Annotated in this window: 19 protein-coding genes and 1 pseudogene; 9 read left to right on the plus strand and 11 right to left on the minus strand. The window is 70.2% G+C overall.

Annotated features, from left to right (window positions below; genetic code table 11):
* Nucleotides 1-134: 134 nt before the first annotated feature.
* Nucleotides 135-2,069, minus strand: a complete 1,935-nt coding sequence (gene uvrC / locus AC1DYN_RS26230) for an excinuclease ABC subunit UvrC (RefSeq protein ID WP_477964586.1) — start codon at nucleotides 2,067-2,069, stop codon at nucleotides 135-137.
* 35 nt (nucleotides 2,070-2,104) lie between these two features.
* Between uvrC and earP the strand changes: the two genes are divergently transcribed.
* The 4 genes from earP (at nucleotide 2,105) to mnmC (ending at nucleotide 6,715) form a co-directional block, all read left to right on the plus strand.
* On the plus strand, nucleotides 2,105-3,133 hold the full coding sequence (gene earP / locus AC1DYN_RS26235) for an elongation factor P maturation arginine rhamnosyltransferase EarP (protein ID WP_477964588.1): 1,029 nt from the start codon (nucleotides 2,105-2,107) through the stop codon (nucleotides 3,131-3,133).
* Nucleotides 3,134-3,226: 93 nt separating this feature from the next.
* Nucleotides 3,227-3,781: an elongation factor P gene (gene efp / locus AC1DYN_RS26240; protein WP_477964590.1), complete on the plus strand. Its 555-nt coding sequence runs from the start codon at nucleotides 3,227-3,229 to the stop codon at nucleotides 3,779-3,781.
* Between the two features lie 67 nt (nucleotides 3,782-3,848).
* Nucleotides 3,849-4,793 carry a heme-dependent oxidative N-demethylase subunit alpha family protein gene (locus AC1DYN_RS26245; RefSeq protein ID WP_477964592.1) on the plus strand — a complete coding sequence of 315 codons (945 nt, stop codon included), beginning with the start codon at nucleotides 3,849-3,851 and terminating at the stop codon, nucleotides 4,791-4,793.
* Nucleotides 4,790-6,715, plus strand: coding sequence for a bifunctional tRNA (5-methylaminomethyl-2-thiouridine)(34)-methyltransferase MnmC2/FAD-dependent 5-carboxymethylaminomethyl-2-thiouridine(34) oxidoreductase MnmC1 (gene mnmC / locus AC1DYN_RS26250; RefSeq protein WP_477964594.1), 1,926 nt, complete (start codon nucleotides 4,790-4,792; stop codon nucleotides 6,713-6,715). The genes AC1DYN_RS26245 and mnmC overlap by 4 nt, the downstream gene beginning before the upstream one ends.
* On the opposite strand, the gene AC1DYN_RS26255 is transcribed toward mnmC, so the two are convergent.
* From AC1DYN_RS26255 to rpiA, 3 genes are all read right to left on the minus strand, one after another.
* Nucleotides 6,716-7,834, minus strand: a complete 1,119-nt coding sequence (locus tag AC1DYN_RS26255; RefSeq protein WP_477964596.1) for an alpha/beta fold hydrolase — start codon at nucleotides 7,832-7,834, stop codon at nucleotides 6,716-6,718.
* Between the two features lie 14 nt (nucleotides 7,835-7,848).
* Nucleotides 7,849-8,022: a hypothetical protein gene (locus AC1DYN_RS26260; protein ID WP_477964598.1), complete on the minus strand. Its 174-nt coding sequence runs from the start codon at nucleotides 8,020-8,022 to the stop codon at nucleotides 7,849-7,851.
* 78 nt (nucleotides 8,023-8,100) lie between these two features.
* Entirely contained in the window at nucleotides 8,101-8,760 is a 660-nt protein-coding gene (rpiA, locus tag AC1DYN_RS26265) for a ribose-5-phosphate isomerase RpiA (protein ID WP_477964600.1), read from the minus strand.
* 59 nt (nucleotides 8,761-8,819) lie between these two features.
* On the opposite strand from rpiA, the gene AC1DYN_RS26270 reads away from it, so the two are divergent.
* Nucleotides 8,820-9,872, plus strand: a complete 1,053-nt coding sequence (locus tag AC1DYN_RS26270) for a quinone-dependent dihydroorotate dehydrogenase (RefSeq protein ID WP_477964602.1) — start codon at nucleotides 8,820-8,822, stop codon at nucleotides 9,870-9,872.
* A 5-nt stretch (nucleotides 9,873-9,877) separates the two neighbouring features.
* On the opposite strand, the gene AC1DYN_RS26275 is transcribed toward AC1DYN_RS26270, so the two are convergent.
* The 4 genes from AC1DYN_RS26275 to AC1DYN_RS26290 form a co-directional block, all read right to left on the minus strand.
* Nucleotides 9,878-10,516: a 3-oxoacid CoA-transferase subunit B gene (locus AC1DYN_RS26275; RefSeq protein WP_477964604.1), complete on the minus strand. Its 639-nt coding sequence runs from the start codon at nucleotides 10,514-10,516 to the stop codon at nucleotides 9,878-9,880.
* Nucleotide 10,517: 1 nt separating this feature from the next.
* Nucleotides 10,518-11,225: a CoA transferase subunit A gene (locus tag AC1DYN_RS26280; RefSeq protein ID WP_477964606.1), complete on the minus strand. Its 708-nt coding sequence runs from the start codon at nucleotides 11,223-11,225 to the stop codon at nucleotides 10,518-10,520.
* A gap of 119 nt (nucleotides 11,226-11,344) precedes the next feature.
* Complete coding sequence (locus AC1DYN_RS26285; RefSeq protein WP_477964608.1) at nucleotides 11,345-11,947, minus strand: hypothetical protein; 603 nt, start codon at nucleotides 11,945-11,947, stop codon at nucleotides 11,345-11,347.
* Nucleotides 11,944-12,666, minus strand: coding sequence for a hypothetical protein (locus AC1DYN_RS26290; RefSeq protein WP_477964610.1), 723 nt, complete (start codon nucleotides 12,664-12,666; stop codon nucleotides 11,944-11,946). The genes AC1DYN_RS26285 and AC1DYN_RS26290 overlap by 4 nt, the downstream gene beginning before the upstream one ends.
* A gap of 130 nt (nucleotides 12,667-12,796) precedes the next feature.
* On the opposite strand from AC1DYN_RS26290, the gene AC1DYN_RS26295 reads away from it, so the two are divergent.
* Nucleotides 12,797-13,354: a helix-turn-helix transcriptional regulator gene (locus AC1DYN_RS26295; RefSeq protein ID WP_477964612.1), complete on the plus strand. Its 558-nt coding sequence runs from the start codon at nucleotides 12,797-12,799 to the stop codon at nucleotides 13,352-13,354.
* Nucleotides 13,355-13,360: 6 nt separating this feature from the next.
* Here AC1DYN_RS26295 and AC1DYN_RS26300 read toward each other — a convergent pair whose 3' ends face one another.
* The 3 genes from AC1DYN_RS26300 to AC1DYN_RS26310 are packed head-to-tail and all read right to left on the minus strand — an operon-like array spanning nucleotide 13,361 to nucleotide 17,286.
* Complete coding sequence (locus AC1DYN_RS26300) at nucleotides 13,361-15,778, minus strand: ATP-binding protein (protein ID WP_477964614.1); 2,418 nt, start codon at nucleotides 15,776-15,778, stop codon at nucleotides 13,361-13,363.
* A 60-nt stretch (nucleotides 15,779-15,838) separates the two neighbouring features.
* Nucleotides 15,839-16,507: a YceH family protein gene (locus AC1DYN_RS26305; protein ID WP_477964616.1), complete on the minus strand. Its 669-nt coding sequence runs from the start codon at nucleotides 16,505-16,507 to the stop codon at nucleotides 15,839-15,841.
* A complete protein-coding gene (locus tag AC1DYN_RS26310; RefSeq protein ID WP_477964618.1) occupies nucleotides 16,504-17,286 on the minus strand; it encodes an SDR family oxidoreductase in 783 nt (260 codons plus the stop codon). The genes AC1DYN_RS26305 and AC1DYN_RS26310 overlap by 4 nt, the downstream gene beginning before the upstream one ends.
* A 103-nt stretch (nucleotides 17,287-17,389) precedes the next feature.
* On the opposite strand from AC1DYN_RS26310, the gene AC1DYN_RS26315 reads away from it, so the two are divergent.
* The 3 genes and pseudogenes from AC1DYN_RS26315 to AC1DYN_RS26325 form a co-directional block, all read left to right on the plus strand.
* Nucleotides 17,390-18,517 carry an NADH:flavin oxidoreductase/NADH oxidase gene (locus AC1DYN_RS26315; protein ID WP_477964620.1) on the plus strand — a complete coding sequence of 376 codons (1,128 nt, stop codon included), beginning with the start codon at nucleotides 17,390-17,392 and terminating at the stop codon, nucleotides 18,515-18,517.
* 536 nt (nucleotides 18,518-19,053) lie between these two features.
* Nucleotides 19,054-20,739, plus strand: a complete 1,686-nt coding sequence (locus AC1DYN_RS26320) for an electron transfer flavoprotein-ubiquinone oxidoreductase (RefSeq protein WP_477964622.1) — start codon at nucleotides 19,054-19,056, stop codon at nucleotides 20,737-20,739.
* Nucleotides 20,740-20,921: 182 nt separating this feature from the next.
* Nucleotides 20,922-21,128: pseudogene (locus AC1DYN_RS26325) on the plus strand (efflux transporter periplasmic adaptor subunit); the annotation flags it as partial.

Below are 21,128 nucleotides of genomic sequence, written 5' to 3' on the forward strand. Positions count from 1 at the left end.
GGGCCGGGGCCGAGCGGGGGGCAGGGGCCGGCGCGGGCGCCGGGGCCGGTGGCGGCGACGAACATGCGGCCAGCAAGGCCAGCATGGCCGCTCCCAGCCATGCGCGGCGGGATGCAGCCGACCCGGGGTACTTCTCAATGCAAGGCACGGTAGATCTCCTCCGCAAGTTCTCTGGAGATCCCGTCGACGGTGACGAGATCTTCCACGCTCGCATGGCCCACGCCACGCACGCCGCCGAAGCGCTGCAAAAGTTTCGCACGTTTCTTCGGCCCCACGCCGGGTATGTCTTCGAGCCGGCTGCCGCCGGTGCGCACGCTCGCACGGCGCGCGCGCATGCCGGTGATCGCGAAACGGTGCGCCTCGTCGCGGATCTGCGCCACCAGCATCAGGGCCGCCGAATCCTTGCCCAGGTAGACCTTGGCACGGCCGTCGGCGAACACCAGCTCCTCCAGGCCCACCTTGCGGCCCTCGCCCTTCTCGACGCCGACGATCAGCGACAGGTCGAGCCCCAGCTCCTCGAACACCTCGCGCGCCATGCTGACCTGGCCGCGGCCGCCGTCGACCAGCACCAGGTCGGGCATGCGGGCCGCGGTGGCCTCGCCTTCCGGCTTCTCGGCCAGCGCGGTCGCGATCTTGCTGTAGCGCCGCGTCAGCACCTGGCGCATCGCGGCATAGTCGTCGCCGCCGGTCACGCCTTCGATGTTGTAGCGCCGGTACTGCGAGTTCTGCATCTTGTGGCCTTCGAACACCACGCACGATGCCTGCGTCGACTCGCCGGCGGTGTGGCTGATGTCGAAACACTCGATGCGGAATGTGTCCAGGTTCTCCGGCGCGAGGTCGAGCGCCTCCACCAACGCGCGCGTGCGCGCCTGCTGCGAACCCTCTTCCGACAGCAGCCGTGCCAGCTTCAGCTGCGCGCCCTGGATGCACATGTCGAGCCACGCGCGGCGCGCATCGCGCGGCTGGTGCTGCGCGGTCACGCGCGTGCCGCTGTGCAGCGTCAGCGCGTCGATCAGCGCCTTGTCGACCGCGTGGCTCAGGATCAGCAGCGGCGGCACCTCGCTGTCGAGGTAGTGCTGTGCGATGAAGGCCTCCAGCACCTGCACCTCGGGCGACGTGCGCTCGCCGTCCTCGACGTCGATCCCGGTGGCATCCTCGACGTGCGCCGGGAAGTACGGCCGGTCGCCCAGGTGCCGCCCGCCGCGCACCATCGCCAGGTTGACGCAGGCGCGCCCGCCCTGCACCTTCACCGCCAGCACGTCGGCGTCCTTGGTCGACACGCCGGTGTTGTCTTCGACCGACTGCTGGTGCAGCACCTTCGACAACGCGCCCAGCTGGTTGCGGATCTCGGCCGCCTGCTCGAACTCCAATGCCTCGGCATGCGCCATCATCTGCGACTGCAGCGCGTCCATCACCTGCTGCTGCTCGCCGAGCAGGAAGCGTTCGGCATTGCCGACGTCGCGCGCGTAGTCCTCGGCGCCGATGTACTGCACGCAGGGGCCGGAGCAGCGCTTGATCTGGTACAGCAGGCAGGGCCGCGTGCGGTTGTTGAAGACGGTGTCCTCGCAGGTGCGCAGGTGGAACACCTTCTGCAGCAGCTGGATCGACTCCTTCACGGCCCATGCGCTCGGGTACGGCCCGAAGTAGCGGTGCCGCCGGTCGACCGCGCCGCGGTAGTAGGCCATGCGCGGGAATGCGTGCGAGACGATCTTCAGGTAGGGGTAGCTCTTGTCGTCGCGGAACAGGATGTTGTAGCGCGGGTTGAGCGTCTTGATCAGGTTGTTCTCGAGCAGCAGCGCTTCCGCTTCCGAGCGCACGACCGTGGTCTCCATGCGCACGATCTTGCCGACCATGTGGCCGATGCGCGTGCCGCCGTGGTTCTTCTGGAAGTAGCTCGAGACGCGCTTCTTCAGGTCGCGCGCCTTGCCGACGTAGAGCACCGCGTCCTGCGCGTCGTAGTAGCGGTACACGCCGGGCAGGCCGGGCAGCGCCAGCACCTCGGCCAGCAGGTGTTCGCGTCCAGGCTCCTCGGCCGGCTCCTCTGGGGGCAGCGATGGGGTCTCGTTCATCGCCTGCGATTGTGCCGCCCCGGATAATCGCCCGCATGCAATGGGATGTCTTCTGCCGCGTCGTCGACAACTTCGGCGACATCGGCGTGTGCTGGCGCCTCGCCGCCGACCTGGCCGCGCGCGGCGAGCGCGTGCGGCTGTGGGTCGACGATGCGCGCGCGCTCGCATGGATGGCGCCCGGCGGCGCGGACGGCGTCGACGTGCGCGACTGGCCCGCGGCGGCCGACGACACCGGGCCGGTCGGCGACGTCGTCATCGAAGCCTTCGGCTGCGAGCTGCCGCCGCCGGTGCTGGTGCGCATCGCGGAGTCGGCGCCGGCGTGGATCAACCTCGAATACCTCAGCGCCGAGGGCTACGTCGAACGCAGCCACCGCCTGCGCTCGCCGCAGATGCACGGGCCTGCACGCGGCATGGCGAAGTGGTTCTTCTACCCCGGCTTCACGCCCGCCACTGGCGGGCTGCTGCGCGAGCCCTCGCTGATGGCGCAGCGGCAGGCCTTCGACCGCGCGGCCTGGTTGCGGCAGCACGCGATCGTGCTGCACCCGGGCGAGCAACTGGCCAGCCTGTTCTGCTACCGCGTGCCGTCGGCCGAGGCCTTGCTGGCGGCCCTGGGCCATGTGCCGACGCTGCTGCTCGTACCCGGCACGGCCCCGGCGCTGCCGCCGCTGCCGGTCTCGGTGCGCGTGCAGGCCCTGCCCTACCTGGCCCACCCCGAGTTCGACCGCCTGCTGTGGGCCTGCGACCTGAATTTCGTGCGCGGCGAAGACTCGCTGGTGCGCGCGATCTGGGCCGGCCGGCCCTTCATCTGGCAGATCTACCCGCAAGACGACGCGGCGCACGAACTGAAGCTGCGAGCCTTCCTCGACCGGTTCCTGGAAGGCCACCCCGATGCCGCTGCGGGCATTCGCAGCGCCTGGCAGGCCTGGAACGGCATCGGCGGCGTGCAGCCCGTCACGCCCGAGCGTGCCGGCTGGCGCACGGCCTGCGAAGCCTGGCGCGAACAGCTGCTCATGCACGACGACCTTGCCACCCAGCTGATGTGCTTCGCCATCGAAACACGCTAAAATCGCTGGCTTTGCGCGTTCTGGGTCGTTCGCAAGACACCGTAAGACACAGTAGCGCGCCCTCCCAGCTGACGGACCCGGACGGAAATCGCTATGAAGATTGCACAGGAAATTCGCGCAGGCAACGTGATCATGCACGACAAGAACCCGATGGTCGTGCTGAAGACCGAATACAGCCGCGGTGGCCGCAACTCCGCCACCGTGCGCATGAAGCTCAAGAGCCTCTTGAACAACTCGGGCACCGAGGTCGTGTTCAAGGCCGACGACAAGATGGACCAGATCATCCTCGACAAGAAGGAGTGCACCTACTCCTACTTCGCCGACCCGATGTACGCCTTCATGGACGCCGAGTACAACCAGTTCGAGGTCGAGGCCGAGAACATGGGCGACGCGGTGCAGTACCTCGAAGACGCGATGCCGGTCGAAGTGGTGTTCTACGACGGCAAGGCGATCTCGGTCGAACTGCCGACCAGCCTGGTGCGCGAAGTCACCTACACCGAGCCGGCCGTCAAGGGCGACACCTCGGGCAAGGTGCTGAAGCCGGCGAAGCTGGCCACCGGCTTCGAGATCTCGGTGCCGCTGTTCGTCGAAACCGGCGACAAGATCGAAATCGACACCCGCACGCACGAATACCGCAAGCGCGTCTGATCGCGCCACGCGGCCATCCCGGAAAGGGCACCTGCGGGTGCCCTTTTTGTTACCGTCTCGTCCCACGATGAGCTTCGCCGCCAGTTTCGATTTCGCCGCCGTCAGCGCGCCGTTCCGCATGCAGCCCGGGCTGCGCCGGCTGGCCGCGGGCGTGCCGCAGCTGACACCGCTGCGGCCGGGCGACCGGGCACTGCGCGAGAAGCTCGCGGTGCTGCAGGACCACGCACCGCAGGCCTTGCTGGCGACACCGGGTTTCGACGCGGCACCCGCACTGCAGGCGCTGTGCGCGCAGGCTGCCGCCGAGCACCCGACCGCGTGGCGGCCGCATGCGGGTGGCTGGGCGGCACCGTGGCTCGGCTGGTCGCTGCACGGCGACATGCCGCGCGCCGACGGCGACGCGATGCCGGAGATCGGCGCCTGCCTCGTCGCGCTGCCCCCGGCATGGCGCCTGACGGCCCTGCTGTGCCTGGCCTTCGCACAAGACTTCGCGATCATCGACGRCGACAGCGCGCGCATCCCGTGGCTCGCCGTGTGCCTGCCGTCGAACTGGGCCCCCGAGGAGAAAGTCGGCCGGCATTTCGCCGAGGTGCACGCGCCGGTCGCCGACAACCAGCTGCTCATCGCCGCCGGTGACCACCTGGCGCGCCTCGTGACCCAGCCCGACCGCTGGGAGCGCTTCGTCTGGACGATCACGCGCCACCCGCACCTGCGCGCGCACCCGGGCCACGTCGACCCCGCGCCGTGGCCGGCATCGGCCGGCGCCGACGAGATCGCGGCGCGCGCCTTCTTCCGCACCGAGCACCAGACTTTCATCCCGGTGCCCGGCGCGCGGCAGGCGGTGTTCACGATCCACGTCGAGCTCGCGCCGCTCGCGCTGGCGCTGGCCACGCCGGCGCACGCGCGCCAGGTGCGCGACGCGCTGTCGACGATGAGCCCGGCCGTGCTGGCCTACCGCGGCCTGGCCGAGGTGCGCGAGCGGCTGCTCGCGTGGCTGGAAGCCCGCAGCGCATGAACACGGCGCCCATCGTCCCGGCCGAACTCGACTGGACGCCGGACGGCCTGCCCTACTCGCCCCGCCACGGCGACATCTACCATCCGCGCGCCGGCGCGGCGCTGCAGGCCGAGCACGTCTTCCTGGGCGGCAACCAGCTGCCGGCGCGCTGGCAGGGCCGCGAGCGCTTCGTCGTGCTCGAGACCGGCTTCGGCCTCGGCAACAACTTCCTCGCCACCTGGGACGCCTGGCGGCGCGATCCGCAGCGCTGCGGCGCGCTGCACTTCATCTCGGTCGAGCAGCACCCGCTGACGCGTGCCGACCTGGGCCGCATCCTGCGCGAGCCGGCGTGGGTGCCGCTCGCACGGCAACTCGAATCGGCGTGGCCACCGCTGACGCACAACCTGCACTGCCTGCCCTTCGAAGGCGGCCGGGTGCAACTGCTGCTGGCGCTGGGCGATGCGGCCGACTGGCTGCCCGAACTGGTCGCGTCGGTGGACACCTTCTTCCTCGACGGCTTCGCGCCGGCGAAGAACCCGGACGCCTGGGATCCGCGGCTGCTGAAGGCCCTCGGCCGGCTGGCCGCGCCGGGCGCGACCGCGGCCACGTGGACCGCGGCGCGCGCCGTCCGCGAGGGCCTGGCGACGGCCGGCTTCCAGGTCGAGCTCGGATCGGGCCGCGGCGGCAAGCGCGACATCACGCTGGCCCGCTACGCGCCGGCCTTCGTGCCGCGCCATGCGCCCGCGCGGCAGGCCACGATCCCGGCGGAACGGCGCGCGATCGTCGTCGGTGCCGGCCTKGCCGGCAGCGCGGCGGCGGCGGCGCTGGCCGCGCAAGGCTGGCAGTGCGAGCTGCTCGATCGCCACGACACGCCCGCGCAGGAAGCTTCCGGCAACCCGGCCGGGCTGTTCCACGGCATCGTCAATGCGCAGGACGGCATCCACGCGCGCTTCAACCGGGCGGCGGCGCTCGAGATCGCGCGCGTCGCGGCCGCGGCGATCCGCGACGGCGTGCCCGGGGCGATCGACGGCTTGCTGCGACTGGAGACGGCGCTGCCCGATGCGGGCGCGATGCGCGCGGTGCTCGCGCGCGTGGGCCTGCCGGCGGACTACGTGCTGGCGCTCGATGCGGCCGAAGCCAGCCGCCGGGCCGGCCTGGCGCTGCGCAGCCCCGCGTGGTTCTACCCGCAGGGCGGCTGGATCGCGCCTGCGGCGCTGGTGCGCTGGTTCATCGCCCAGGGCGGCGAGCGCGTGCAATGGCGTGGCCGGGCACCGGTCGCCGCGATCCGGCACGACAACGGCCTGTGGCAGGTGCTGGATGCGCAAGGCGCGCCGCTGGCCAGCGCACCGGTGCTGGTGCTGGCGAATGCCGGCGACGCGCTGCGCCTGCTCGGCGCGCCCGACTGGCCCGTGCAGGCCGTGCGCGGCCAGTTGAGCATCGCCGCGTCGAACGGCTGGCCCCTGCCCCGCATCCCGCTCGCCGGTGCCGGCTACCTGCTGCCGCCCGTCGACGGGCAGGCCGTGTTCGGTGCCACCTCGACCGAGCACGACGACGACCCCGCCGTGCGCGAGGCCGACCACCTGCACAACCTGTCCCAGTTCGCGGCACTGACCGGCAGGCCGGCGCCGGAGGGTGCCGATCGCCTGCAAGGCCGCACCGCGTGGCGCTCGGTGGTCGCCGACCGCCTGCCGGTGATCGGTGCCGTGCCCGACCTGTCGGCGCCCGGCACCCGCCCGCTCGATCAACCGCGCTTCGTGCCGCGCCGTCCCGGCCTGTTCGTCTTCACCGGGCTGGGATCGCGCGGCATCACCTGGTCGGCCCTCGGCGCGCAGGCACTGGCCTCGCTGATCACCGGCGCTGCGTCGCCGTTGGAGGCCAGCCTGCTCGATGCGATCGCCCCCGCACGCTTCGTCGCGCGCCAGGTGCGCCGCGGCCAGCGCTGATCAGGGCCAGAGCCTGCGCAGCCAGCGGTGCATCGCGGCATAGGCCTGCGGATGGTCCAGCAGGTCCATGTGCCCGAGGCCGGCCAGCTCGACCCGCTCGACGTCGCCCTGCAGGCCCCGGCCACCGGCGCTGCCCGAGCGCACCAGCCGGTCGTCGAGCCCCACCACCAGCCGCAGCGGCAGCGGCAGGCCCGTCGCCGGCGCGCCGTCGCGCAGGTCCTGGATGCCGCGGCTGCGCGCATCGGCCAGCCGGCTCAGCGGCCGCGTCATCGCCGACCAGCCGAGCACGGTGGACAGCACGTGGCCGGCCCGCTCCAGCGGCGCACCGCGGTGCGGCGTGCCCAGGCAGACCAGCATCCGCGTGCGGACCAGCCACGCGGCATCCGACAGTTGCGCGCGTTCGGCCGCCGCGCGCGCCACCAGCCCGCCCATGCTGTGCCCGACCAGCACGACGTCGCGCACATGGGCCGGGGCATGCAGCGCCAGCTGCCCGAGCAGGTCCGACAAGGCCTGGCCGTTGTCGGCGATCGAGAGGCCGCTGTTGTAGCGGACGAAGACCACCGACGCGCCGAAGTCGCGCACGACGCCCTCGGCATGGTGCGTGCCCCAGCCGTGCTCGTCGCACGCGAGTCCGTGGATGAAGACGCACAGGCGTTCGCCCAGCGCGGCCAGCGCCTCGGGCGTGACCGGCAGCGGGCGGCCACCGGCATGCAGCCCCATGCGCACCGCGAGCGGGTTGCCATCGGCCTGCAAGGCATCGCCGGCCACGCCGTTCAGCACGCCGCGCAGCACCTGCTCGCGCCGGCCCGGCACGCGGCCTGGATCGGAAAGGGATTGTTCGGCAAGGCCCGCCACCGTCAGCGCGGCGCCGCCGCCGTGGCGCACCGCCGCATGGACGCCGCCGCTGATGGCGTCGTGGGCCACCTGCACCCAGCGGGCCGGCGTGGACAGCCCGGGAATGTGCTGGAGCGTCGCGAAGGCCTGGTCGGCGATCGCCTGGTGCATCTGCTGCACCTGCGTGGACGTGCTCTCGAAACCCGCCTTCAAGGCCGCCGCATACGCGCCGGGCGCTTGGGGCTGGGGTTCGGCGCGGCGTCCGCGCTTGCCACGCAAAGGCATGGCGGCAGCGGCGCTCAGGGCGCCGGCTGGTCCTCGGAGGGCGTCTCCTGCGGCTGGCCGTCGGCCGGCTCGTCACCCTGGCCGGGGCTTGCCTTGCGCAGCTCCTTTTCCTTCAGCTTCTCTTCCTTTTTCTTCTTCTTGGCCAGCTCGCGCTGGCGCTTCTCGAACGAGTAGTTGGGTTTGGCCATGGGCCGTCCTTTTCAGCAAATTCAGAACAGGCCCGAGGTTACGCCCTTTTTGGGGCTCCCTGCGCCTCGCCAGGTGCATCAGAACGTCAGTGTCTTCACGCCTTGCGGCGTGCCCAGCAGGCACACGCCGGCCTTGTTGCGCGCGAAGATGCCGACCGTCACGACGCCCGGCCACTGGTTGATCTCGCGCTCCATCGCGAGCGGGTCGGTGATCGACAGGCCGCGCACGTCCAGGATGTGGCAGCCGTTGTCGGTGACGACGCCGGCGCGCAGCTGCGCATCGCCGCCCAGTGCGCGCAGCCGGCGCGACACCTGCGCCGCCGCCATCGGGATCACCTCCACCGGCAGCGGGAAGCGGCCGAGCATCGGCACGAGCTTCGATTCGTCGGCGATGCAGACGAAGCGCTCGGCGGTGTCGGCGACGATCTTCTCGCGCGTCAGCGCGGCGCCGCCGCCCTTGATCATGAAGCCCTGGTGGTCGATCTCGTCGGCGCCGTCGACGTAGACCGGGATCGACTCGACGCCGTTGCTGTCGAGCACCGCGATGCCGTGGGCGCGCAGGCGTTCGGTGCTCTTCTCGCTGCTGGACACCGCGCCGGCGATGCGGTCCTTGATGCCGGCCAGCGCGTCGATGAAGCAGTTCACCGTCGAGCCGGTGCCCACGCCGACGATGCTGCCGGGTTGCACGTACGCCAGTGCGGCCTGGCCGACGAGGGCCTTCAGTTCATCCTGTGTCATGGCGGAGCGGGTCGTTTGAGACAATCCGCGATTATCCAAGACGCTGGTCCCTCACCTCCATGGCCCTGGTTCCCTACGCCCTCACCCGCCCCTTCCTGTTCGGCCTCGACCCGGAGCAGGCGCACGACCTGACGCTGGGCGCGCTGGCGCGCATCCAGCGCACGCCGCTGATCTGCACGGTGGCGCAGCCGCGCGTCGACGACCCGGTGACGCTGGCCGGCATCCGCTTCCCGAACCGCGTCGGGCTGGCCGCGGGGCTGGACAAGAACGGCCGCTGCATCGACGGGCTCGCGGCGATGGGTTTCGGCTTCATCGAGGTGGGCACGGTGACGCCGAAGGCGCAGCCGGGCAACCCGAAGCCGCGCATGTTCCGACTGCCGCAGGCGAATGCGCTGATCAACCGGCTGGGCTTCAACAACCAGGGGCTGGACGCCTTCATCGCCAACGTGAAGCAGGCGCGCTTTCGCTCCCAGGGCGGCGTGCTGGGACTGAACATCGGCAAGAACGCGGCGACGCCGATCGAGAACGCGGTCGACGACTACCTCGCGTGCCTGGACGGCGTGTACCCGCATGCCGACTACGTGACGGTCAACATCTCGTCGCCGAACACCAAGAACCTGCGGGCGCTGCAGAGCGACGAGGCGCTGGACGCGCTGCTGTCGGCGGTGCAGGCGCGCAAGCAGGCGCTGGCGAAGCAGCATGGCCGCAGCGTGCCCATCTTCGTGAAGATCGCGCCCGACCTGGACGAGGCGCAGGTCGGCGTGATCGCCGCGACGCTGGCGAAGAACGCGATCGACGGCGTGATCGCGACCAACACGACGATCGCGCGCGATGCGGTGAAGCACCTGCCGCACGGCGAGGAAGCCGGCGGCCTGAGCGGCGCACCGGTGCTGCAGTCATCGAACCGCGTGATCGCGCAGCTGCGCGCGGCGCTGGGCGCGGGGTACCCCATCATCGGCGTGGGCGGCGTGCTCAGCGGTGCCGACGCGCAATCGAAGATCGCCGCCGGCGCCGACCTGGTGCAGCTCTACACCGGGTTCATCTACAAGGGCCCCGAGCTCGTCACCGAGGCCGCAAGGGCCGTGGCCCGGATGCCAATCCGGGGATCGTGACCCGATTACAGGATCGGCACGCCGGTTTTCGCTTGCAGTTCTTCGCGCGACACCCCGGGCGCGATCTCGACCAGCTTCAGGCCCTGCGGCGTCACGTCCATCACCGCGAGGTCGGTGATGATCCAGTTGACCACGCCCACCCCTGTCAGCGGCAGCGTGCACTTCGGCAGGATCTTCAGGTCTTCGGTGCCATCCTTCTTGCGGGCCACGTGCTCCATCAGCACCAGCACGCGGCGCACGCCGGCCACCAGGTCCATCGCGCCGCCCATGCCCTTGACCATCTTGCCGGGGATCATCCAGTTGGCGAGGTCTCCCTTGTCGCTGACCTGCATCGCACCGAGGATGCTCAGGTTGATCTTGCCGCCGCGGATCATCGCGAAGCTGTCGTGCGAGCCGAAGATCGACGAACCGGGGATGGTGGTGACGGTCTGCTTGCCGGCATTGATCAGGTCGGCATCGACCTCGTCCTCGGTCGGGAACGGGCCGATGCCGAGCATGCCGTTCTCGCTTTGCAGCCACACCTCGATGTCGCTGCGCACGTGGTTGGCGACCAGCGTGGGCAGGCCGATGCCCAGGTTGACGTAGAAGCCGTCCTGCAGTTCGGCGGCGGCCTTGGCGGCCATTTGGTCGTGGGTCCAGGGCATGTCAGGCTCCCGCTTTCTCTGTGATGGTGCGCTTCTCGATGCGCTTCTCCGGATGGGCGTTCAGCACCAGGCGGTGCACGTAGATGCCCGGCAGGTGGATCGCATCCGGATCGAGCGCGCCGGTCTCGACGATCTCTTCGACCTCGACCACGGTGAGCTTGCCGGCCATCGCGACCGCCGGGTTGAAGTTGCGCGCGGTGCGGCGGAACACCAGGTTGCCGCTGCGATCGGCCTTGTGCGCCTTGACGAGGCTGACCTCGGGCAGCAGTGCCCGCTCCATCACGTAGACCTCGCCGTCGAACTCGCGCGTCTCCTTGCCTTCGGCCACCAGCGTGCCGACGCCGGTCTTGGTGAAGAAGGCCGGGATGCCGGCACCGCCGGCGCGCAGCTTCTCGGCCAGCGTGCCCTGCGGCGTGAACTCGAGTTCCAGTTCACCGGCCAGGTACTGGCGCTCGAACTCCTTGTTCTCGCCGACGTAGCTGGAGATCATCCGCTTGATCTGCCGTGTCTCGAGCAGCTGGCCGAGGCCGAAGCCGTCGACGCCGGCGTTGTTGGAGATCACGGTGAGGTTCTTCGCGCCGCTGTCGCGCAGCGCGGCGATCAGGGCCTCTGGAATGCCGCACAGCCCGAAGCCGCCGACGGCCAGCAACTGGCCATCGCGCACGATGCCCTTCAGGGCATCGGCGGCACTGGCGTACACCTTGTTCATGGAGCGTCTCCTGCACGATGAAAAACCAGCTGCGGAGCGTACTACGTAACGGGTTACGTAGCGCGAACGGGCGGTACGTAGAAATGACTAGGGACGATCCCCGGCGCTGGTCATTCCCGTCACTTGATCAGCGGCTCGCCGAGGCACGACTTGAGCTTCGCCATGTCGACGCATGACGATGGAGGCTTCGCGGCGTACTCGTCGGCCATCGCCGACAGGCATGCCTCGATCGCGCCTGCGCGGCGGTACAGCGGCGTGGCCATGAACTTCGTGTCCTTGCGCGCCGCCGCGAGCGCGAGCCCGACCTGGAAGTGCTGGACGACGTCGCCGCGCAAGTCGCTGGCGAAGTGCTTGTTGTCCAGCCGGCAGCTGGCGGCATCCGAGGCGGTCGAGGCCGGCGCGCTCGCGGCCTGCACACCCGCCACGCTGCGCCAGTGCGAATCGCCGCTCAGGATGTACGCGTAAGGATTCGGGTAGTTCGGGTATGAATTGGCGTAGCTCATGAACGCCTTGTGGTACCGGCCTTTCCGATAGTCCCGGTCGCCGTCCGCATTCAATTCGCGCGCCGCGCGCCGGTCGTCGGCGCTGCGCCGGCTGTCCGTCCTGGCGATCTCGTCGAGGATGCGTTGGGCCTGGGGATCCGGCGCCTTCTCCCCGCCGGCGCGCACCGGCATGCCTGCCGCGGCGATCAGCAGCGCCGCGCCGATGGCCAGCGCCTTCATCGCGCGCGCTCCGGCGTGCCCGTCACGACCAGCGTGCCGACGCTCTTGCCGTCCGCCCCGCGGTGGCTGATCAAGGCCTCGTGGATGTCCGGCCAGCGCGCCAGGTCGAGCACCGTCGTGCAACCGTCCGACAGGTTGCCGACGTGGACGTAGCGGCTGTTGTCGCCGAACTTGATCGGGAACCACACCTGGTCGTACTTCAGGTCGGGCGCGACGCTGCGGTAGAAGCGCGTCATGTCCGCCTTGTGCGGGGTGTCCGGCAGCAACACCGTGTAGGTGCCCGCCGGAATCGGATAGAAGCCCTGCGACGGATCCCAGACCGAGTTCATCGTCACCTGCACCGAGATGCCCTCGACCTCCAGGGTCGCCATCTGCTGGTCCAGCGCCTGGCCGCCGCGCGCCTGCGAGATCCAGCCCGGCGTGTAGCGGCCGTAGGTGACCTTCAGCTGCGCGGGCTTCTGCACCGGCGGCTTCGTGCCCAGGTATTCCTTGGCGTTGGCGTCGCCGAGGCTCAGCACCTGGCCGGCATGCGTGCCTTCCTGCACCTTGAAGTTGGTGCGCCCGGGCGTCGGCGCCGCCAGGACGACCTTCGCGTACTTGAACAGCGGCACCAGCGAGCCATTCGCCGCGCGTGCCTGCAGCCAGCCGTCGCTGCCCACCTTGTTGACGTACAGCACCTGGCCCGCCACCGCGGCGGCGGGCGCCCCCTGCGTGTTCACGACCTGCCCCGTTGTCGGTACCCTCGCGCCTGCCATCGCCGCTCCCTGCGCGGGCCCGTGCCGCGCCGCCTGCAGATCATAGAAGCGTGCACCTCGTAACATGCGCCCCGAACCAGTGACTTTCGCCACCATGCCCGACCTCGACTACCGCACCGCCTTCGACCTCGCGCCCGTCGGACTGGTGCTGTCGCGCAACCGGCTGATGGTCGACTGCAACCAGCAGGTGCTGGCGATGTTCGGCGCCGCGCGCGAGCAGGTGATCGGCCAGTCGTTCGAGATGCTGTACCCGACGCACGAGGAGTTCGAGCGCACCGGCGAGCGCATCGTGGCCGCGCTGGATGCCAGCGGCTGGTATGCCGACGAGCGCGTGATGAAGCGCGTCGACGGCCCGCAGCGCGGCGAGCTGTTCTGGTGCCATGTGTCCGGCCGCGCGCTCGATCCGGCCCAACCGCATGCGGCCGGCATCTGGAGCTTCGAGGACCTGTCGTCACGCCGCCGGCTGAAGGCCGAGCTGACAGCGCGCGAACGCGAGATTGCCGCGCTGCTGATCGAGGGCCTGACCAGCAAGCAGGTCGGCAAGCGGCTGGGCATCAGCCCGCGCACCGTCGACGTCTACCGCGCCCGGCTGATGCGCAAGTACGGCGCGGCGACGACACCGGAGCTGATCTACAAGCTTCTGGCGGCCTGAGCGCCCTCAGGCCGCCGCCAGCGGCACGCTGACGCGGAACAGCGCCCCGCCCCCGGGCGCCTTGTCGGCACTGATCCTTCCGCCCATCGCGTCGACGATCTGCCGCGTGATCGCGAGCCCGAGGCCCGCCCCCTGCCGCAGCTTCAGGCCCTGCGCCCCTTGCGCATACGGCTGGAACAGGCGCTCGCGGTCTTCATCGCTCAGCCCCGGCCCGGTGTCGCACACATCCAGCTCCAGCTGCACCGCCCCGCCCTCGCCGCTCAGCCGCCCCTGCACCTGCACCTCGCCCTCGCGCGTGAACTTGATCGCGTTGCCGACCAGGTTGTTGACCACCTGCCGCAGCCGCTGCGCATCGACCAGCACGCGCACCGCACCGTCGGCCTCGAGCTTCGTCTTGAAGGCCAGCCCCTTGCCCTGCGCGCTCAGCTCCAGCGGCGCCAGCATCTGCGACCACAGCGGCGCGAACTCGGTCGCGGCCAGTTGCAGGTCGACCGGCCTTTCGAGCTGCTGCTCGTACTGCAGCGTGGTTTCCAGCAGGCTGCGAAAGCCCTCGGCCGATTCGCTGATGGCATCGGCCAGCCGCTGCCGGCGCTCGCTCGGCAGGTCTTCCTTCAGCATCTGCGCACCGGTGCCGATCGCGCCGATGGTGCCGCGCAGCTCGTGCGTCAGGTAGCTGATGAAGCGGCCGCGTGCCGACGTGCTCTCCTCGGCCAGCCGGCGCGCATCGCGCTCGATCTGGCGCGCCATGCGCAGCCGCCGGTTGCCGCGCCGCAGCAGCAGCAACCAGGTCAGCAGCACCACCAGCGTCGCCAGCAGCACCGCCCCCAGCCGCAGCGCCTGCTCGCGGCTCATGCTCAACGTGCCGCTGCCGAGCAGCCAGCGCCGCTCGATGTCGCCGGCCTCGCTCGCGCTGACCGCATCCAGCCCCTTGCGCAGCAGGTGCGACAGCTCCGGCAGGTCGCGCCGCACCGCGAAGTACAGCTCGCTGTCGGCGTCGCCCACCGTGCCGGTCACGCGCACCCGGCCGGTGAAGCTGTCGTTGATCAGCTGGTTGACGACCTTCAGGTTGCCGATCGCGAGGTCGGCCCGGCCTTCGGCCACCGCCTGCAGCACCGCCTCCTGCGTCGCGAAGGTGACCAGCTGGACCCCCGGGTAGCGCGTGCTCAGCTGCGGGATCAGGAAGTGTTCCTCCAGCAGCGCCAGGCGCAGGCGGCCCACCTCGTCGAGCCGCGTCACCAGCGGGCCGTCCGGGCTGCGCGTGACGATGCCGGTGGGCACGCGCAGGAACGGCCCGACGAAGTCGAAATCCTGCCGCCGTGCCGCGGTGCGCGCTGCGCCGACCAGCACGTCGATCTCGCCCTTCACGCCGCGCTGGTACATCTCGGCGAAGCTGCCGCCGCTCTCGCTCTCGATCGTCAGCCCCACCTTGCCGGCGGCCAGCCGCATGAAATCGGCCCCCAGGCCGCGCAGCTGGGTCAGGTCGTTGCGCTGCGTGATCGGCGCGAACGCGGCGTCGTAGCCGACGCGGATGCGGCCGTGCGCATTCACCCACTGCCGTTCGGCGTCGGTCAGCACGGTGCCGCGCATCGCGGCGTCGACCGCGCCTTCTTCCGGCAGCCAGCGGCGCGCCAGCTGCGACTGCTCGCCCTGCGTCACCGAGGCCATCGCCTTGTCGAGGATGCCGTGCAGCAGCGGCAGGTCGCGCCGCACGGCCGGGCCGAGCGCCGTCAGGCCCGGCCCGAACCCGCCCTTGACCTGCACGTTGGCCAGCAGGTTCTTCTCGATGAAATGCACCGCGACGTGGCGGTAGCCGATGAACAGGTCGGCGTCGCCCGATGCCACCGCGCGCAAGGCCGCCTCGGCGCCGTCGTAGCGCTGCACCTGCGCCCCCGGGAAGCGCGACTGCAGCAGCCCGTCGGCCGCCGAGGCGGTCTCGACCGCCACCCGGTAGCCGCCGAACTCGGTGGCCGGCGACACGTCGGCGATGTCGCGCCGCACCGCGAGCACCATGTTGGCGCCCAGCATCGGCCGCGTGTACAGGAAGGCGCCGGCGCCATCGTTCGGTGCCGCGGCGAAGGCCACGCCTTCGAGTTCGCCGCGCGCCAGCGTCTCCATCAGCACCGCCTGGCTGGGCGAGCGCTGGTAGTCGAAGCGCAGGCCGGTGCGTTCGGCCAGCAGGTCCATCAGCTCGATCGCGTAGCCCTGCGGGCGCGCGGCGTTGGCGTCGAACGAGAAGTAGGGCGGCAGGCCGGGCGAGGTGCCGATGCGCACGACGGGGTGTTCAGCGATCCAGGCCCGTTCGGCATCGCTCAGCCGCAAGGTGGCGGCGGGCGCCTGCGGCTGCGCCAGCGCCGGAACCTGCAACGCGGCCGCGAGGCCGATCGCGGCGGCAAACCAATGGCACCACTTTCTCACTGCGTTCATGGATCCCCAGCTCGAAGGCCCGCCCTCGGGTTGCGGCAATGTAGCGCAGCAGCGCGGCCTCTAGCTGCGGTTCACCCCCAGCTCGGCGTACAGCCTGTCGACCAGTGCACGCAACTCATCCACTTCGCGCTTCAGGCTCAGCTGCTGCGCCTTCAGCGCGGCCAGCTCGCTGGTGGCGACGAAATCCTCGTCGCTGGCCGCCACCGGCAGCGCCGACAGGTCGACCGCACCGCTCAGCAGGTGGGTCCAGCGCGCCTCGCGCGCACCAGGGGCGCGCGGCAACTTGACCACCAGCGGCCCGCCCTTCTCTTCGGCGCGCGTGGCCAGTTCGTCGAGGAAGGCCTCGACCGACGAGGTGTCGGCAAAGCGGTGCAGCCGCTCGCAGTTGGTGCGCAGTTCGGAGGCCGTCTGCGGCCCGCGCAGCATCAGCACCGCCAGCAGCGCGACCGACTGCGACGGCAACGCGAGCGCGCGGCCCAGGTTGTGCTCGTAGCGGCTGACGCGCGAACCGCTGGACTCGAAGGCCAGGTGCAAGGCCTTCAGCGCATCGACGGCGCCCTGCACCTCGGCGTCGGTGGCGCTCATCACCGGGTCGCGCGCGGTCTTCTGGTTGCAGCCCGAGGCCAGCGCGTTCAGCGACAGCGGGTAGCTGTCGGGCACGGTGCTGGCCTTCTCGATCAGCACGCCCAGTGCACGTGCCTCCAACAGCGAAAGAGGCCGCAAGCTCACACCGCGAACCCGTCGTCGGCCTGCACGATGGCGCCATTGACGAAGTGGCTTTCGTTGGCGCACAGCATCATCAGCACCGCGTCCAGGTCTTGCGGCTGGCCGATGCGCTTGCGCGGCATCATGTCGATCAGCTTCTTGCCCTGCTCGGTCTTCCAGTGGTGGTGGTTGATCTCGGTGTCGATGTAGCCGGGGCAGATCGCGTTGACGTTGATGCCGTAGCGGCCCCATTCCAGCGCCATCGCGCGCGTCATGTGCACCACCGCCGCCTTGCTCATGCAGTAGACGCCGATCTGGCCCAGCACCTTCAGCCCGGCCATCGACGCGATGTTGACGATGCGCCCGCCGGTGAAGGTGCCCGGCGCGGCGCCCTTGGCGCGCGCCAGCATGCGCTTGGCCACCTCTTGCGCGACGAAGAACGCGCCCTTGGTGTTGGTGTCCATCACGTAGTCGTAGTCGTCGGGCGTCACGTCGGTCAGCTTCTGCGTGGTGCTGACGCCGGAGTTGTTGACCAGGATGTCGAGCGTGCCCATCTCGGTCTCGGCGTGGGCGATGGCGGCCTTGATGCTGTCGTGGTCGGTCACGTCGAGCTTGACGACGTGGGCGTCGCCGCCGCCGGCCTCGATCTCGGCGCGCAGCGTCTTCAGGCGCTCGACGCGGCGGCCGGCCAGCACGACGGCGGCGCCGGCGTTGGCCAGCGTCTTCGCGAACTGGGTTCCCAGCCCGCTGGAGGCGCCGGTGACGAGGGCCACGCGGCCCGACAGATCAATCGTGTAGCTCATGTCTCGATGCTCCTTGATGGTTGCGCGGACGCCGCATGACCCCAGCCGGGCGGCGCCGATGGCTCTCGGGCAAGATAGCACGAAGCCATTTCGATCCACCACCATGACACCCACCTTGTTCCGTCCGCTCGCGCTGCGCGAGCTGCAGCTGGCCAACCGCGTGATCGTCGCGCCGATGTGCCAGTACTCCGCCGACCACGGCTCGGCCACCGACTGGCACGTGTCGCACCTGGGCGCGATGACGCAGGGCGGCGCGGCGCTGACGCTGATCGAGGCCACCGGCGTCAGCCCCGAGGGCCGCATCACGCCCGGCTGCCTGGGCCTGTGGAGCGACGACAACGAGGCCGCGCTGGCGCGGGTGCTGCAGGCGATCCGTCCGCATGCCAAGGGGGCCATCGGCATCCAGCTGGCGCACGCCGGGCGCAAGGCGTCGAGCGCACCGCCGTGGCAGGGCGGGCAACTGATCGCGCCGCAGGACGGCGGCTGGACGCCGTGGGCGCCGTCGGCGGTGCGCCAGCGTCCCGAAGAGGCGCCGCCGCACGCGATGACCGAGGACGACATCCACAGCGTGATCGCGCAGTTCGCGAAGGCGGCCGAGCGGGCGCAGCGCCTGGGCCTGGACGCGATCGAGATGCACAGCGCGCACGGCTACCTGATGCACCAGTTCCTGTCGCCGATCAGCAACCAGCGCAGCGACGCGTGGAGCGGCTCGCTGGAGAACCGCATGCGCCTGCCGCTGGCGGTGTTCGATGCGATGCGGGCGGTGTGGCCGGCGCACAAGCCGCTGGGCGTGCGCGTGTCGGCCACCGACTGGATGGAGCACAGCGGCGCGCCGAGCTGGACGCTGGAGCAGACCATCGTGTACGCGAAGGCGCTGAAGGCGCACGGGTGCGACTTCATCGACGTGTCCTCGGGCGGCATCACGGCGCAGCAGCAGATCAAGCTGGGAGCCGGCTACCAGGTGCCGTTCGCGCGCGCGGTGCGCGAGGCGACCGGGCTGCCGACGATGGCGGTCGGGTTGATCACCGAGCCGGCGCAGGCCGAGCAGATCCTGGTCGACGGCGACGCCGACATGGTCGCGCTGGCGCGCGGCATGCTGTGGAACCCGCGCTGGGTGTGGCATGCGGCGGCCCAGCTGGGGGCACAGGTGGCGCCGCCGCCGCAGTACGGGCGGGCTGCGYCGCGGTCGCATGCGGACGTGCTCGTGGGGGTACCGTTTGGGGGACGGTAGGCCGCTTTTTTTCCCCTGCGGGGGGCTTGGTTTCACTGCGTGAGGCTGCTGCCGGGTCTCGCCCCGGCGGGCGAGTCACTTTCTTTGTCTTGCCAAAGAAAGTAACCAAAGAARKCGCTTGAACCCGAACACCATGCAGTTCGTTCTGCACGCTTCGGCCACAAGCGGCCTTTACACSGCCGTTCTGGCTCWGACCCTCATCTCGATTGTTGGATCTTCTTCTCCACCCGRCTCGCTKCGCYTCGYCTCAACGAARTGAGGRACGATTCCCGGATTGGCATCCGGGCTACGAACACTGGGTAGCCCGGATGCCAATCCGGGATCTCCGCACCAAGCCGCTGGTTCGACAAAGCCGACGACACGCCGGCAAGATCGCCAGCCGCATCCGCGAAGGCGCCGCCCTCACAGTGCGCGGCGGCAAGGTGATGCTCCAGGTCACCACCGGCTGAGGAGCCCTCCCAACTTATCGAACGGTCGTTCTTTTTTGTTCCTGTGCTCGATACAATGCCGCGCACCACGAGACAGCCAGGAACGACATGACCCCCGAAGCCATCCTCGAACAATACGGCCCGCGCGAATCCATGGAGTACGACGTCGTGGTCGTCGGGGGCGGCCCCGGCGGCCTCGCGACGGCCATCAAGCTCAAGCAGTTGGCGGCGGCGCAAGGCCAGGAGGTCTCAGTGGTGGTGCTGGAGAAGGGGTCGGAGCCCGGCGCCCACATCCTCAGCGGCGCCATCATGGACCCGAAGGCGCTGACCGAGCTGTTCCCGAACTGGAAGGAACTCGGCGCCCCGCTGAACCAGCCGGTGGCCGGCGACGAGATGCTGTTCCTCGGCCAGACCGGCACGCTGCGCACGCCGCAGTTCCTGATCCCCGCCAGCCTGCACAACGAAGGCAACTACATCGTCAGCCTGGGCAACGTGGTGCGCTGGCTGGGCCAGCAGGCCGAGTCGCTGGGGGTCGAGATCTTCCCCGGCTTCGCGGCCACCGAGGTGCTCTACAACGACGACGGCTCGGTCAAGGGCGTGGCCACCGGCAACCTGGGCGTCGGCAAGGACGGCGAGCCGACCAGCGAGTTCCAGCTCGGCATGGAGCTGCATGCCAAATACACCGTGTTCGCCGAAGGCGCGCGTGGCCAGCTGGGCCGCCAGCTGATCGGCCGCTTCAAGCTCGACGAAGGGCGCGATCCGCAGACCTATGCGCTGGGCATCAAGGAGCTGTGGGAGATCGACCCCGCCAAGGCGAAGCCCGGCCACGTGATCCATTCGCTGGGCTGGCCGATGGACGCCAGCACCTATGGCGGCGGCTTCCTGTACCACATGGAAGACAACAAGGTCACGCTCGGCTTCATCACCGGCCTCGAGTACAGCAACCCCTGGCTGAGCCCGTTCGACGAGATGCAGCGCTGGAAAACCCACCCTGCCATCCGCGCCTGCCTCGAAGGCGGCAAGCGCATCGGCTACGGCGCCCGCGCCATCACCTGCGGCGGGCTGATGAGCCTGCCGAAGTTCGTGTTCCCCGGCGGCGCGATGGTCGGCTGCGAGGCGGGCTTCCTGAATTTCTCGCGCATCAAGGGCAGCCACGCGGCCATCAAGACCGGCATGCTGGCGGCTGAAGCCATCTTCTCGGCCGTCACGGCCGGGCGCCGGCATGACGAGCTGTCGGCCTACCCGCAGGCCTTCGAGAAGAGCTGGCTGTACGACGAGCTGCAGGCCTCGCGCAACACCAAGCAGTGGATGAAGAAGGGGCTGCTGCTGTCGTCGATCATGAACGGCATCGAGCTGTGGCTGCTGCCCAAGCTCGGCTTCAAGGCGCCGCCGTGGACGATCCACAGCACCGTGCCCGACAACCTGCGCCTGAAGCCGGCGGCCGAGTGTCCGAAGATCGACTACCCGAAGCCGGACGGCAAGCTCACCTTCGACAAGCTGTCGAGCGTGTTCATCAGCAACACCAACCATGGCGAGAACCAGCCGGCGCACCTGACGCTGAAGGACAACAAGGTGCCGGTGGGCATCAACCTGGCCAAGTACGCCGGACCCGAGAGCCGCTACTGCCCCGCGGGCGTCTACGAGTTCGTCAAGAACGAGGCCGGCGACGACCGGCTGCAGATCAACGCGCAGAACTGCGTGCACTGCAAGACCTGCGACATCAAGGACCCGACGCAGAACATCGTGTGGGTGGCGCCGGAGGGCGGCGGCGGGCCGAACTACGCGGGGATGTGACGCCCGGCCAGGCGTAGCCCGGATGCCAATCCGGGACAGGGCAGCAACAAGCCGGCAACGTTGGCAAGTTGGAATGCGGGCACGCCAAGTGCCAAGGCACCCAGCCGCCGACTTGCCGCCTTGCACAAGTGGCACAGTCGCGCATCCGCCGACGCATCACCCACTGAACGCTGCCCATGCCCATGGACCAACCGCCGAAAGACGCCTCCCTGCCCGCCGCTCCCGCCGCCCCGCGCCGGCGCTGGCTGGGCACCCTGATCGCGATCATCGGCCTGGTCCTGCTCGGCGGCCTGGCCTGGTACCTCACCCACCGCCCCGCCGCGGCACCGTCCGGCGCCATGGCCGGTCCCGGCGGACCGGGTGGGCCCGGTGGCCCCGGCGGCCCGGGC

This window comes from Rhizobacter sp. P2_D12, from assembly GCF_056404395.1.